This window comes from Cobetia sp. Ld8 (genome assembly GCF_045066615.1).
Classification (GTDB): Bacteria; Pseudomonadota; Gammaproteobacteria; order Pseudomonadales; family Halomonadaceae; genus Cobetia; species Cobetia amphilecti.
The window spans coordinates 1,081,759-1,095,340 of the sequence record NZ_JBISHF010000007.1 but is presented as its reverse complement, the minus strand read 5'-3'; the positions used below and the strand labels follow the sequence as shown (position 1 = coordinate 1,095,340).

The window sequence follows — 13,582 nt, the reverse complement described above, 5'->3', positions numbered from 1 at the left end:
GTGACTTGAAAGACCAAGGGGGCGTGAGTGGACAATATGCGTGGTAGTGTTTTCATGGTCATCGCGATGGCAGCATTCGCGGTGGAGGATCTGTTGTTCAAGTTGGCGGCGGGGCATACCTCGACCGGTATCACCCTGATGCTGTTCGGTCTCGGCGGCATGCTGGTCTTCATGCTGTTGACCTGCCTGCGCGGTGAGTCCCTCATGCCTGCGGCGATCTTCTCGCGTCCGATTCTGGTGCGTGTCATCTGTGAAATCATCGCCCGCAGCAGCTTCGCCCTCGCCATCACCCTGATGCCGCTTTCCACTGCCTCCACCATCCTGCAGGCGACGCCGCTGGTCGTGGTGGCCGGGGCGGCACTGTTCTTCGGGGAGCGCGTCAGCCGCAAGCGCTGGCTGGCAATCGGTGTCGGCTTCATTGGCGTGCTGCTGATCGTGCGCCCAGGCCTCGACAGCTTCAACATGACCTCACTGTTTGCGGTGATCAGCACGATCGGCTTCGCCGGACGGGACCTGGCGACGCGCGGCGCGCCGGCGTCGTTGTCCAACGTCCAGCTCGGCATCTATGGCTTTCTCGCCCTGATTCCGGCGGGGGGGCTGATCGCTCTCTACCAGCAGACCCCGCTTGCGTATGCGCCCGAGGCGACCTGGCTGATCGTGGGTGCCGTGATACTCGGGGTCATCGCCTACAACGCCTTGACGATTGCCATGCGCAAGGGCGAGGTCTCGGTGGTCACGCCATTTCGCTATACCCGCGTCCTGTTTGCCTTGGCGCTCGGCGTCATGGTGCTGGGGGAAAGCCTCGATGCCATGACCCTGCTGGGCGCCGCCATCGTGGTCGCAAGCGGTATCTACATCGTCACCCAGGGCAAGCAGCGCCCGCCAGTGGCGAAGGTGGCCTCGTTGTGAATCCCCTCGCTGCCATCAGGCTGGCAGCGGCAGGCTGTCATCACCGCTGATGCCAGCTTGCACCATCGACCAGATGACACATGAGAAAGGAGAGGCGCTTGCGCCTCTCCTTTTGTCGTTGTGGCGCGCATGTTTCCTCCAGAACAGTGCGGTGACGGCAACACCCCGTCGATCAAGGCATTGGCAAGGCGATGAGAGAGCAGGGGAGCACGTGACGGTTGGCAGTAGTTATACGAGTGTGTAATAGTGAGGATAAATCCATGGCAACCCACTCGCTGCCAGTCGTGTCACAAGGAGAGCCAATGCCAAGCCAAGCCCCGATTCTGGGTGTCTATCTGAGTGAATCCCTGGACCTGGACAGCGTCTACGGTGAAGCACTGCGCCAGCTGGGCGACGATGTCGTACTGCGTCATCCGCATGAGATCGAGGACCCGAGCGAGGTGCGGTTCGCCATCTGCTGGCAGCCGGGGGAGGACGCCTTCGCGCCGTACCCGAATCTTCGGCTTGCCATGTCGATCGCGGCGGGGGTGGATGCCCTGCTGGGGCATCCGGGGCTCTCGGCCGAGGTTCAGGTCGCACGGGTGCGCGACCCGCATCAGGCGTATCTGATGGCCGGTTTCGCCGCTCACGAGGTACTGCATCGCGAGCGCGAGTTTGCCGTCATGGCCGACAATGCCACGCGTGGCGAATGGCAGCCGTTGGCAATGCGTGCGCCAGAGAAGGCACAGGTGGCAGTGCTGGGCCACGGCAGCATGGGGCGCGCCGTGGTCACTTCGCTGTCGACCCTGGGATTCTCGGTGACGGTCGCCTGTCGCAGCGAACCAGCCGCGCCGGTGTCGGGTGTGCGTTACCTGACCGGTGACGCTGCCGTCATGGCGGCGGCCGACGGTGCCGATTACCTGATCAATATCCTGCCGCTGACCCCGGTGACCGAGAACGTGCTGAATGCTGCCTTGTTTGCTCAACTGCGCCGTGGCGCCTGGCTGGTGCAGATCGGTCGCGGCGAGCACCTGGTGGAAGCGGACCTTGAAGCCGCCCTCGACGCGGGGCAACTGGCAGGCGCGACGCTGGATGTCTTCCGCGAGGAGCCGCTGGCGCCCACTCACCGCTGGTGGCAGGACGCGCGCCTGCGCATCACGCCGCACGTGGCCAGTGACTCGCTCCCCGAGGTGGTGGCCGAACAGGTGGTGGCCACGGCGCGTGAGTTGCGCGATGGCCTGCCGCTCACGCTGGGCGTGGATCGCCAGCGCGGCTATTGAGGCCCGCGTCGCTTGAACCCCGAAGGTGGACGCTTCAATGCCTCTCAAGGCTCAGCCGAGCCTTTCTCGACCCCAGACAGCGACATCGTGACCACAGGAGACAGCAACATGCCGGCATCGACCATGAGTGACGCGGAGTGGCAAGCACGCCTGGACCTGGCGGCCTGCTACCGGTTGGCAGCGCACTATCGCATGACCGACCTGATCTACACCCACATCACCGCGCGGGTGCCGGATGAGGAAGGGCATTTTCTGATCAATCCCTACGGCTGGCGCTGGGAGGAGATCACGGCGTCCTCGCTGGTCAAGATCGACGTCAACGGCCAGAAGGTCGATGACAGCGCCGCGCGGGTCAATCCGGCCGGTTTCACCATTCACTCGGCGATTCATGCGGCAAGTCACTCAGCCAGCTGGATCATGCATACCCATACCCGCGCCGGTGTGGCGGTGTCGAGCCTGGAAGAAGGGCTCTTGCCCCTGAATCAGATCGCCCTGCAGTTCCATGGCCGCGTCTCCTACCACGATTACGAGGGTATCGCGCTGGATCTGGATGAGCGCGAGCGCATCGTGGCGAGCCTTGGCGACAATCCGGCGCTGATCCTGCGCAATCATGGCCTGCTGACCACCGGCGCCTCTGCCGCCGAGATGTTCAACAACATGTTCTATCTCGAGCGCAGCTGCGAGATCCAGGTCGCGACCCTGTCAATGGGCCAGCCGGTGCGCCGCCTCTCGCCCGAGATCTGTGAGCATGTGGTCGGTCAGTACGACATGGCCATCCACGAGGAGGGAGATCTGGCGCTGGAGTGGGAGTCTCATCTGCGACTGCTGGAGAGCCTTGGCTGTGACTATCGTTGCTAAAAGCATCGTCGTTGAAGGGCGAGTCGCAGAAGGCGCCTTTGGTGAAAGCATCGTCGTGGATCAGCCCATCGAGTGTCTGATGCGCGGGACCGCGACCGGACGGGAGACATCACGATGAGTCGCAAGGCCTTCCAGCGGCTTTCCCAGGATCAGCGTCGTCGCGACCTGCTGGAAGCCACCCTGAGCTGTGTCGCGCAGCACGGTCTGGCCGGCGCCAGCGTGCGCCGCGTGGCGGAGGCGGCCGGGGTCTCGCCCGGACTGATTCGCCACCATTTCGGCACCAAGGACGACATGGTGCGGGCCGCCTACGCCTACATGATGGGCCAGCTGACCTCCGATATCGCCGATGCCAGCCCGGCCAGTGATGAATCCCCGGCGTGTCGTCTGGCGCGCTTCATCGCGGCGAGTCTCACGCAGCCCAACCTGGCCGCCCACAAGATCTCCCTGTGGGCGACCTTCATTGGCCGGGTGCGCCACGATGCCAGCTATTCGGCGGTGCACCAGGAAACCTATCGCGAGTTTCTCGATCTGCTCGCACAGCTGGTCCAGCCGGTGTTGAGTGCCCACGCGCTGCCCGCCACCGAGAGCGAATGTCAGGAGCAGGCGATCGCCCTCAATGGCTTGATCGATGGCCTGTGGCTGGAAGGCGGGCTGGAACACGACCTCTATCCGGTCGAGCGGCTGCCCGCGATCGCCATGCGGGCGGCAGAGGGCATTCTGCGGCTGCCACAGGGCACCTTGCTTGAGCACGTCGCTATCACGACATCACCCCCACCTCACAGGAGTTGAGCATGCGCTACGCCACCATTACCGAACGACTGAGTGATCTGGGCGGTGACAAATGGGCCGTTCACAGCGCCGCCCGCCAGCGTATCCAGGCCGGCGAGCCGATCATCGAGCTGACCATCGGGGAGCCGGATATCGCCACGCACCCGGCCCTGGTCGAGCACTGTGTCGAGGCGCTGCGGGCTGGCCGTACCCGCTACTCCGATAGCCGTGGTGAACCGGGGCTGGTCGCGGCACTGGCCGAGCGCTACGCCGCGCGCATGCCCGAGATCAGTGCAGACAACGTGCTGTGTTTCCCCGGCACGCAGACGGCGCTGTTCGCGGTGATGCTGGCGCTGGTGGAGGAGGGGGCCGGCGTACTGACCGGCGACCCCTACTACGCGACCTATGAGGGCGTGATCCGCGGCGCCGGCGGTGACCTGCAGCCGGTACCGCTGCGCATGGAGCATGGCTTCGTGTTGCAGCCAGACGATCTGGCCGCGGCCATCACGCCGCAGAGCCGTGTGTTGCTGCTCAATACGCCGCACAACCCCACCGGGGCGGTGATGGACCGAACGACCCTCGAGCATATCGGCGCGCTATGTCGCGAGCATGATCTGTGGATCGTCTGCGATGAGGTCTATGAAGCGCTGATCTTCACGGGCGAATTCGTCTCTCCGCTGGAAATCGAGGCACTGCGTGAGCGCACCGTGGTGGTGTCCTCGATCTCCAAGAGTCACGCTGCCACCGGTTTTCGCAGTGGCTGGGCCATCGGCTCGGCGGAATTCTGCCGTCGGCTGTTGCCTGTCTCGGAAACCATGCTGTTCGGCAACCAGCCCTTCATCGCCGACATGACCGAGGCCGCGCTGCGCGGGGATTTCGATACCACCGAGCGTCTGCGCGACTCTCTCGGGCGCCGCGCGCGTCTGGTCCACGAGGCGCTGGCGGCCATCCCGCAGCTGTCCTCCAGCCTGCCCCAGGGCGGCATGTTCCTGATGGTCGATGTCTCACGCACCGGCCTGAACGGTGAGCAATTCGCCTGGCGGCTGCTGGAACAGCAGCAGGTGGCGGTGATGCCCGGCAGCGTCTTCGGTGATTGCGGTACGCCGCTGGTACGTGTCGCCCTGACCGTGCCGGACGACAGCCTGCTGGAAGCGGTGCAGCGCATGGCGCTGCTGTGTGACCAGCTGGAAGCCGAGGTCGTGGCCTGAGATCTTTTCTCAGTGACTTTCGGTCAGTCTCAAGGCCAGGCAAGGCAAGGCCAGTCAAGATCAGGCTTCAATCCGTCTCACCCTCTGTTGCATAGACGCAGAAACGCCGCCCGAGGGCGGCGTTTCTGCGTTCAGCGATGCTCAAGTCAGGTCATCATTTCCAGCCCGTCATTTCCAGCCCATCTGCCAGACATCATCTGCCTTGAGCTCGCGCCAGGCGAGGGTGTAATCCCTGCGTGTCAGCACCGCCTGCAACACGACCTCGACCACATGTTCGTCCTGCTCATCACGAATCAAGCGTGTGACGATGAAATGGCGCTCACGCTCCCGGGGCGACACGGCGGTCCATTTGCTCTGCAACAGCTTGTCGGGGTTGATGCGATTCATGCTGGTTCCTCAAGAAACGGTTGGCAGCTGCGTGCTGCTCGAGTCAGTGCCAGTCAAGTCAGTGCTGGTCAAGTCAGAGCCCAGCAGACAGGTGAGCGCCAGGTGGGCTTACACCGAAGGTGGGCTCTCGTTGAGCAGTTGCCACAGCGACTCGGTCGCCGCGCTGTGCTTGCCACGGCGACAATAGCAGGCCACCTCGAGGGTCGGGCCGCCCAGATCATCCAATAGCGAGACCAGTCTGCCGCTCTCCAGGTCATCCTCGATCAGGCCGTGGGGCAGCCAACCGACTCCCAATCCGGCCATCACCAGTTCACGAATGCCCAGCGTAAAGGACGTCTCGCAGATGATGTCGATGTCCTGGGCGCGCTGCAGGTCCATCAGGTAGGGCGAGGCCAGAATCTGGCCCAGAAAACTCTCCGGATCATAGGCGATCAAGGGCAGGCGCTGGTCACTGCGCGGCAGGTGCAGGGGGCGCCCCTGGGCGTCCGGAGCACACACCGGCAGCAGCCGCTCCAGCCCCAGCGAGATGCGCTGGGTGTCGCCGTTGTCATCGAAGATCGGCGCGCCCTGCAGTTCTGAGCACAGCAGCAGGTCTGCCTGATCATGCTCGAACAGTTGCAGGCATTCGCTGCGATCCAGTGATTTCACCTGCAGTCCGGCTTCGGGGGAGTTGTGCCGGAAATAGCGCAGCAACCGCGGCAGATAGCTGACGGTGAGGGTGTGCTGGGTGGTGATGATTGCCTTCGGCCCCTGGCGGGCCTCGCTGCGCAGGCGGCTGCGCAACGTGTAGAGCCGCGCCAGCCATTCCCGCATTTCCTGCTCATATTCCAGCGCGTGCTCGGTGAGGATCATGCGCTGCGACTGACGATAGACCAGCTCGACGCCCAGCCACTCTTCCAGCTGCCGTATCCGGCGCGAGAAGGCGGGTTGCGTCACGTTGCGTCTCTCGGCTGCCAGCGAGAAGGTTCCGGCCTCGATCAATGCGAGAAAGTCTTCGATCCATTCGATCTTCATGCGTCGCCTGAGGAGATGTCGGTTGTTGTTGGAGGTCGGCCATCATGCACCGAGTGCTTGTTGGGGTGAAGACCGCAAGCACACCCCCGGAGCATGAACCATCCATGGTTCGTCAATGGTAGGGCAGCGCCGAAGGGCCAGGGGCCACAGGCCACAGGCAATGGATATGACTGCCGGTCGGCGTCGCGGGCATGACGATCTTCTGGATGCCTGAGTCGGACAAGAGCAAAGAGCTGGTCATGCAGAAAAGTAACAAACTTTGAGAAACATGGCATTGGGACTGGCGAGAATCGCGGCTTACTGTTGAGAAGACCGCTCGGCGGCGTGCCGGAGTGATGTCACACATTCGACGAACGTCGTTATGAGAGTAACCCCCTATGACAACAATGACTCGCCTGGAGGCTCGTATGCATCTGTCCCGTTTTCCCCGTGTTCGCCTTGGTCACCTCTCGACTCCGCTGGAGCCGATGGACAACCTGAGCAAGCTGTTGGGTGGGCCGCGTCTCTGGATCAAACGTGATGACTGCACCGGGCTTTCCACCGGTGGCAACAAGACTCGCAAGCTGGAATTCCTGATGGCAGACGCGCTGGAGCAGGGCGCCGACACCATCATCACCCAGGGCGCTACCCAGTCCAACCACGCGCGTCAGACCGCTGCCGCTGCCTGCAAGCTGGGTCTTGAGTGCCACATCCTGCTGGAAGACCGTACCGGCAGCGACGACCGCAGCTACAACTACAACGGCAACGTCTTCCTCGACCAGTTGCATGGCGCGACGGTCGCCAAGCGTGAAGGCGGTGCCGACATGGCCGCCGAGATGGAAGCGCTGGCCGACAAGCTGATCGGCAAGGGCAAGAAGCCCTACATCATCCCGGGGGGTGGTTCCAACGAGATCGGCGCGCTGGGTTACGTGAATGCCGCCCTCGAACTGCTGTCCCAGGCCAACGACATGGGCCTCAAGATCGATCACCTCGTGCACGCCACCGGCAGCGCCGGGACCCAGGCGGGTCTGGTGACGGGCCTGACCGCCTGCAACTCCGGCATTCCGGTACTCGGCATCGGCGTGCGGGCCCCGAAGGACAAGCAGGAAGGCAATGTCTTCGCGCTGGCACAGAAGACCGAAGCCAAGCTGGGCCTGTCTGACGTGGTCAAGCGTGAAGATGTCGTCGCCAACTGCGATTACGTCGGTGACGGCTACGGCATTCCGACCGAAAGCATGATCGAGGCCGTCACGCTGCTGGCTCAGCAGGAAGGCATCCTGCTGGACCCGGTCTACTCCGGCAAGGGCATGGCCGGTCTGATCGACCTGGTACGCAAGGGGCACTTCAAGGAAGGCGAGAACGTGGTTTTCCTGCACACCGGCGGTGCCGTGGCCCTGTTCGGCTACCCGGATGCCTTCAACTTCGCGGATTACCAGGCCTGATAGCGTTTGCGGCCAGTGATGCGTCCCGCCTGACGACAGCGGCGTGACTGACGCATCCCGTAACGACACGCTCCCCGGCCCAGCTGGCAAGGGAGCGTGATGATCACAGCAGTTTTCGGGGAATCACAATGACAATCAGACACCTCAAGCTGGCTGAAGCAGCCGACGGCGTGGCAGAGGAAGATCAGCGCACCACGGCCATCGTCCAGGACATGCTGCAGGACATTCGCTCGCGTGGTGAAGACGCCGTGCGGATGTATGCCGAGAAGTTCGACAACTGGAGCGGCGATTTCGTCCTCAGCGAGGAAAAGCTGGCCACGCTGATCGAAAGCGTGCCGCAGAGCGTCAAGGACGATATCGATTTCGCCCATCGCCAGATCCGTCGTTTCGCCGAAGCGCAGCGCGACAGCCTGACGTCCTTCGAGATAGAGACCGAGCCGGGTGTCGTGCTGGGGCAGCGCGTGCTGCCCATCGATGCCGCGGGTTGCTACGTGCCGGGCGGACGCTACGCGCATGCCGCCTCGGCGCTGATGAGCGTCGCCACGGCCAAGGCCGCCGGCGTCAAGTACATCACGGCCTGTTCGCCACCGCGCGGTGACAGCATCAATCCGGCGGTGGCCTACGCCATGCATGTGGCCGGTGCCGACCGCATCCTGGAGATGGGCGGCGTTCACGCGGTCGCCAGCATGGCCTTCGGCCTGTTCGGCGGGCGCGAAGCCGACATCCTCGTCGGCCCGGGCAACGCCTTCGTGGCCGAAGCCAAGCGCCTGCTGTTCGGGCAGGTCGGCATCGACGTCTTCGCCGGCCCCACCGAATCGGCGGTGATCGCCGATCACACGGCAGACCCGATGACCATCGCGGTGGATCTCGTCTCCCAGGCGGAGCACGGCCCGAACTCGCCGGTCTGGCTGTTCACCACCAGTGAAGAGGTCGCGCGCCGCGTCATCGAGCTGGTGCCGCTGGTCGGCAACGACATGCCCAACGCCGAGGTCATCCACGCCGCCTGGCGCGACTACGGCGAAGTCATCCTGTGCGACACCCGCGAAGAAGTGGTCCAGATCAGTGATCAGTACGCCTGCGAACACCTGCAGGTGCTGTGTGAGGACCTGGAGTGGTGGAAGCAGAATCTCAGCAACTACGGCTCTCTGTTCCTCGGCGAAGGCAGCACCGTCACCCACGGTGACAAGTGTTCCGGCACCAACCACATCCTGCCGACCAAGCGCGCCGGTCGCTACTCCGGCGGTCTGAATGTCCACAAGTTCATGAAGGTACTGACCACCCAACAGCTCAGTGTTGAAGCCAATCTCAAGTTCAGTGCCATCGGTTCGCGCATCTCGCGCACCGAAGGGATGGAAGGCCATGCGCGTGCCTGTGACTGGCGCCTCACCAAATACTTCCCCGAGCAGGATTGGGATTTCCCCGTCTATGCCCAGAAGCGGTATTGAGGAGGCCACATGCGTCGTTTTGCCAAGTCATTCACCCAACAGGAAGCCATCTCCGACACCGCCATCGAGGCTGCCGTCGCCGTGATGCGCAGTGGTCGCCTGCATCGCTACAACCTGGCGGAAGGCGAGCAGGGCGAAACGGCGCTGCTGGAGCAGGAATTCGCGGCGAGTCTGGGCATTCCCCATGCGCTGGCCTGTGCCTCCGGCGGCTATGCCCTGCAACTGGCGCTGCGCGCCTGCGGACTCGAGGCCGGTGACAAGGTGCTGTGCAACGCCTTCACCCTGTCCCCGGTGCCCGGCAGCATCGTCGCCGCCGGTGGCGAGCCGGTGCTGGTGGACATCCTCGAGGACACCACGGTCGATCCGGAGGATCTGGCGCGTGCGGCAGATCAGAGCGGGGCCCGCTTCTTCATGCTCTCGCACATGCGCGGCCATATCGGCGACATGCACGCGATCATGCAGGCCTGCGACAGCCGCGGCATCACGGTGATCGAGGATTGCGCGCATACCATGGGTGCGAGCTACGACGGCAAGCCCAGCGGCACCTTCGGCAAGGTCGGCTGCTACAGCACCCAGACCTACAAGCACGTCAATTCCGGTGAAGGTGGCCTGCTGGCGACCGCCGATGATGAGGTGATGCGACGCGCCATCATCCTGTCGGGCTCCTACATGCTGTACGACCGCCACCTGGCGGCACCGGCCGCGGAGAGCTTCGCCGAGACGCGCCTGCAGACCCCCAACATGAGTGGTCGCATGGACAATCTGCGTGCTGCCATCCTGCGTCCGCAACTGGGGGAGCTGGCAGAGCGTCGTGAGCGCTGGAATGCCCTCTATGCCCGCATGCAGGACCGGCTCGCGGCCATGGAGGGCGTCACGCCCATCCTGCGTGGCCCGCTGGAAGGCTACGTCGGAAGCTCCATCCAGTTCACGCTGGCGCAGTGCTCCCACGAGCAGATCGCCGCCTTCATCGCAGGCTGTGAAGCGCGTGGGCTACCGGTGAAATGGTACGGCAAGCCGCTGCCGGAGGATTACACCAGCCGCTACGACAGCTGGGCCTATCTGGGCAGCCATCGTGCAGTGCCCAATGCCGACCGGGTGCTGGCGACGCTGTGTGATCTGCGTCTCCCGCTGACCTTTGACGTGCAGGACTGCGAGGTCATCGCGGACTTGATCCAGGACGCTCTGCACAGTGCACGACCTGTCTCGACCGTCGCGTGACTATGCCCGGCGGCAGCACGTGACAGGGGTGAACCCATAACGATAACGCTTTGAAAGCCACATGATCTTCAATCCGCATGTCCTGGTGACAGGCCATGCGGACCCGCAACCAGTGGAGTAATAACAATGTTCAATAAAGCTCTCTTGGCAACCGCAGTGATGTTGGCGATGTCAGCGACCGCTCAGGCAAAGACCTTCAAGGTCGGCATGGGCGATCCGATGGATTCGGATCAGGGCGCGCTTGCACAGCGCTTCGAGGAACTGGTCGAGGACCTTTCCGATGGCGAGATGCAGGTGGAGTTGTTCCCGGGCGGTCAGCTGGGCTCCGAGACCGGCATGATCCAGGACACGCGCATCGGCAAGCTGGACTTCGCGCTGATCGGCGTCGGCAACCTGACGCCCTACGCGCCGCGCCTTGGCGCGCTCACCATGCCCTATGCACTGCGTAGCCATGCGGATGCCGTCAAGGCCACCACCGGCCCGCTGGCGGATGAATGGAACCAGATCGCCGAGAAACAGGCCGGCGTCCACATCGTCAGCTGGCTGTATTCCAACTTCCGTTATCTGACCAACTCCAAGCGTCCGGTGACGTCGCTGGACGACCTTGAAGGCATGAAGATCCGTGTGCCGCAGAACAAGATCATGCTCGCCACCTATCAGGCCTGGGGCGCCAGCCCGATCAGCATGTCGTGGCCGGAAGTCTTCACCGGTCTGCAGCAGGGCGTGATCGATGGCCAGGACAACCCGGACATCGTCAACTACACGATGAAGTTCCAGGAAGTGCAGAAGTATCTGACCGAGGTCCACTATCAGTACTCCCTGCAGCCGATCGTCATGGGGGTGCGCACCTACAACAAGCTCTCTGATGAGGAGCGCGAGATCATCGATCGCGCCGGCCTGGAAGCCCAGCTCTATGCGCTTCAATTCCAGCTGACCGAGGCCTCTCAGGCGCGTGCTGCCATGGAAGCGGAAGGGGTGCAGTCCGCCCAGCTGACCGACGAGGACAAGTGGATCAGCATTGCCAAGGAAGAAGTCTGGCCGCAGTTCTATGAAGAGATCGGCGGCAAGGAATCCTTCGACGAATTGCAGAAAGCATTGGGCCACTGAGCCCGAGTGGGCGGGGTCGCTCGCGGCGTCAGCGTGAATGACGCCTGAGCGACCCCCGCTGCGTTCAATGCTATCGAGCAGGGATACCAGACAGTGCTGGTATCCCTCTCACAGTTCATCGTGAAGGAGGCTCGCATGTTGGCCAGATTGAACAATCTCGAGGATTACGCCTGCCGCTTTCTACTCGCGGTCTTCGTACTCCTGCTGTTTTCCCAAGTGGTATTGCGTGTCGTGTTCGGTATCGGCATGGCATGGATGGAAGAGCTGGCACGCTACGCCTTCGTCTGGTTCGTCTTCCTGGGGGCTGCACACGCGGCTCACCTGAGTGCCCACAATCGGCTGCAGACCCATATCAATCTGCTGCCGCGCAAGGTGGCCAACGCCATCCTGCTGTTTGTCGACCTTATCTGGGCGCTCTTCAGCCTGATCATCGCCTACAAGAGCCTGGATCTGATCGGGCTTCTCACCGAGTTTCCCTATGAGTCCCCAGCGCTCGGCTGGTCGCTCGCCTATGTCTATTACATCTTCCCCGTGGCCTTCACCTTGATGGCCTTTCGCGTATTGCAGGTGCAGTTCCTCAAGCTGGTCAGAGGCATCGAGCCCGGCAACGTGGACGACGAGGAAGTGAAGCGCATCACGGAAGCGGCCCCGGATGCCGCCGATGACACCCGCACCGCCAAGATGGGAGGCTGATGCCATGGCCGCGACTATTCTGTTCTCTCTGTTCGGTGCACTGCTGTTTCTGGGCTCACCCATCGTCGTTGCCCTTGGGGTGGCGTCCATGGCGGTCTATGTCGTCAGTGGTGATGACATCACCTCGCTGGTGGAGCTGGCGTTCTCGGCGATCAACTCCTTCCCGCTGATGGCACTGCCATCCTTCATTCTGGCGGGCGCCCTGATGGGCGACGCCGGCATCGCGCGGCGTCTGATTCGTATCGCCGAAGAGCTGGCGGGCCCGGCCGCAGGTGGCCTGGGGGCGGCAGCGGTGATGGCCTGCATGTTCTTCGGCGCCATCTCCGGCTCGGGGCCGGCGACCACGGCGGCCGTGGGCATGCTGGTGATTCCGGCGATGATCGAACGTGGCTACGGCCGCAGCTATCCGGCGGCGATTACCGCCACCGCTGGCGGACTGGGCGTCGTGATTCCGCCCAGCATGCCGTTGGTCATCTACGGGGTGACCGCCAACGAGTCGATCTCGGCGCTGTTCATGGCGGGTGTCATCCCGGGCATCATGCTGGGGGCGGCCCTGATGATCGCCAACTACATCACCGCCAAGCGCAACGGCTATCAGGCCCAGGGCGAGCCGTACGACAAGGCGCGTGTCTTCAAGGTACTCAAGGAGGGCTTCTGGTCACTGATGGCACCGGTGGTCATCCTCGGCGGCATCTACAGCGGTCTTTTCACACCGACCGAAGCCGCCGTCGTCTCGATCTTCTATGCGCTGTTCGTCGGTGTCTTCATTCACAAGGAGTCCTCGCTGCTGGGCTTGAATGAAGCCTTCCAGAACACGACTTGGCTGACCGGTCGCGTGCTGATCATCATGTTCACCGCTACCGCCTTCGGTCGCATCCTGGTGGAGCATCACATTCCGGCCATGATCGCCCAGGGCATCCTCAACATCACCGACAGCCTGTGGCTGGTGTGGGTGCTGGTGATCGCCTTCCTGCTGATCGTCGGCATGTTCATCGAGATTCTGGCCACCATCATGATCGTCACGCCGGTGTTGCTGCCGGTCATGGTGGAGCTGGGCGTCGACCCGGTGCACTTCGGGATCGTGCTGGTGGTGAGTCTCGGGATCGGCTTCTCGACCCCGCCACTGGGCGAGAACATGTTCATCAGCTCCAGCATCGCCAACGTGTCCATCGAGAAAATCTCGGTGCGGGCGCTGCCGCTGGTCGGCACCATGGTGCTGATCGCCTTGCTGCTGGCCTTCGTGCCGCAGCTGACAATGTGGCTGCCGGACATGATGGGCTTCTAGCGGCCCAGCG

General features: G+C 63.3%; 13 protein-coding genes. 11 read left to right on the top strand and 2 right to left on the bottom strand.

Annotation, left to right across the window (positions count from 1 at the left end; translation table 11 throughout):
* The first annotated feature begins 36 nt into the window (after positions 1–36).
* The 5 genes from ACJJV2_RS09385 (at position 37) to ACJJV2_RS09365 (ending at position 5,002) form a co-directional block, all read left to right on the top strand.
* Positions 37–909, top strand: coding sequence for a DMT family transporter (locus ACJJV2_RS09385; RefSeq protein ID WP_209443786.1), 873 nt, complete (start codon positions 37–39; stop codon positions 907–909).
* Between the two features lie 302 nt (positions 910–1,211).
* Complete coding sequence (locus ACJJV2_RS09380; protein WP_043332815.1) at positions 1,212–2,168, top strand: NAD(P)-dependent oxidoreductase; 957 nt, start codon at positions 1,212–1,214, stop codon at positions 2,166–2,168.
* A 108-nt stretch (positions 2,169–2,276) separates the two neighbouring features.
* Positions 2,277–3,026: a class II aldolase/adducin family protein gene (locus tag ACJJV2_RS09375; protein ID WP_197738731.1), complete on the top strand. Its 750-nt coding sequence runs from the start codon at positions 2,277–2,279 to the stop codon at positions 3,024–3,026.
* 114 nt (positions 3,027–3,140) lie between these two features.
* Positions 3,141–3,815 (top strand): TetR/AcrR family transcriptional regulator, encoded by a 675-nt coding sequence (locus tag ACJJV2_RS09370; RefSeq protein ID WP_043332813.1) that lies wholly within the window; start codon positions 3,141–3,143, stop codon positions 3,813–3,815.
* Between the two features lie 2 nt (positions 3,816–3,817).
* A complete protein-coding gene (locus ACJJV2_RS09365; RefSeq protein WP_043332811.1) occupies positions 3,818–5,002 on the top strand; it encodes a pyridoxal phosphate-dependent aminotransferase in 1,185 nt (394 codons plus the stop codon).
* 168 nt (positions 5,003–5,170) lie between these two features.
* Here the strand turns inward: ACJJV2_RS09365 and ACJJV2_RS09360 are convergent, their stop codons facing one another.
* On the bottom strand, positions 5,171–5,389 hold the full coding sequence (locus ACJJV2_RS09360) for a TIGR02450 family Trp-rich protein (protein ID WP_043332808.1): 219 nt from the start codon (positions 5,387–5,389) through the stop codon (positions 5,171–5,173).
* Between the two features lie 108 nt (positions 5,390–5,497).
* Positions 5,498–6,403 carry a LysR family transcriptional regulator gene (locus tag ACJJV2_RS09355; protein WP_043332806.1) on the bottom strand — a complete coding sequence of 302 codons (906 nt, stop codon included), beginning with the start codon at positions 6,401–6,403 and terminating at the stop codon, positions 5,498–5,500.
* A 407-nt stretch (positions 6,404–6,810) separates the two neighbouring features.
* On the opposite strand from ACJJV2_RS09355, the gene ACJJV2_RS09350 reads away from it, so the two are divergent.
* The 6 genes from ACJJV2_RS09350 (at position 6,811) to ACJJV2_RS09325 (ending at position 13,572) form a co-directional block, all read left to right on the top strand.
* Positions 6,811–7,824 (top strand): D-cysteine desulfhydrase, encoded by a 1,014-nt coding sequence (locus ACJJV2_RS09350; protein WP_043332804.1) that lies wholly within the window; start codon positions 6,811–6,813, stop codon positions 7,822–7,824.
* Positions 7,825–7,952: 128 nt separating this feature from the next.
* Complete coding sequence (hisD, locus tag ACJJV2_RS09345) at positions 7,953–9,269, top strand: histidinol dehydrogenase (protein ID WP_064503251.1); 1,317 nt, start codon at positions 7,953–7,955, stop codon at positions 9,267–9,269.
* A gap of 9 nt (positions 9,270–9,278) precedes the next feature.
* Complete coding sequence (locus tag ACJJV2_RS09340) at positions 9,279–10,487, top strand: DegT/DnrJ/EryC1/StrS aminotransferase family protein (protein WP_043332802.1); 1,209 nt, start codon at positions 9,279–9,281, stop codon at positions 10,485–10,487.
* Positions 10,488–10,655: 168 nt separating this feature from the next.
* Positions 10,656–11,594 carry a TRAP transporter substrate-binding protein gene (locus tag ACJJV2_RS09335; protein ID WP_215824322.1) on the top strand — a complete coding sequence of 313 codons (939 nt, stop codon included), beginning with the start codon at positions 10,656–10,658 and terminating at the stop codon, positions 11,592–11,594.
* Between the two features lie 135 nt (positions 11,595–11,729).
* Positions 11,730–12,287 (top strand): TRAP transporter small permease, encoded by a 558-nt coding sequence (locus ACJJV2_RS09330; RefSeq protein WP_043332799.1) that lies wholly within the window; start codon positions 11,730–11,732, stop codon positions 12,285–12,287.
* Positions 12,288–12,291: 4 nt separating this feature from the next.
* Complete coding sequence (locus ACJJV2_RS09325; protein ID WP_043332797.1) at positions 12,292–13,572, top strand: TRAP transporter large permease; 1,281 nt, start codon at positions 12,292–12,294, stop codon at positions 13,570–13,572.
* Positions 13,573–13,582 lie beyond the last annotated feature (10 nt).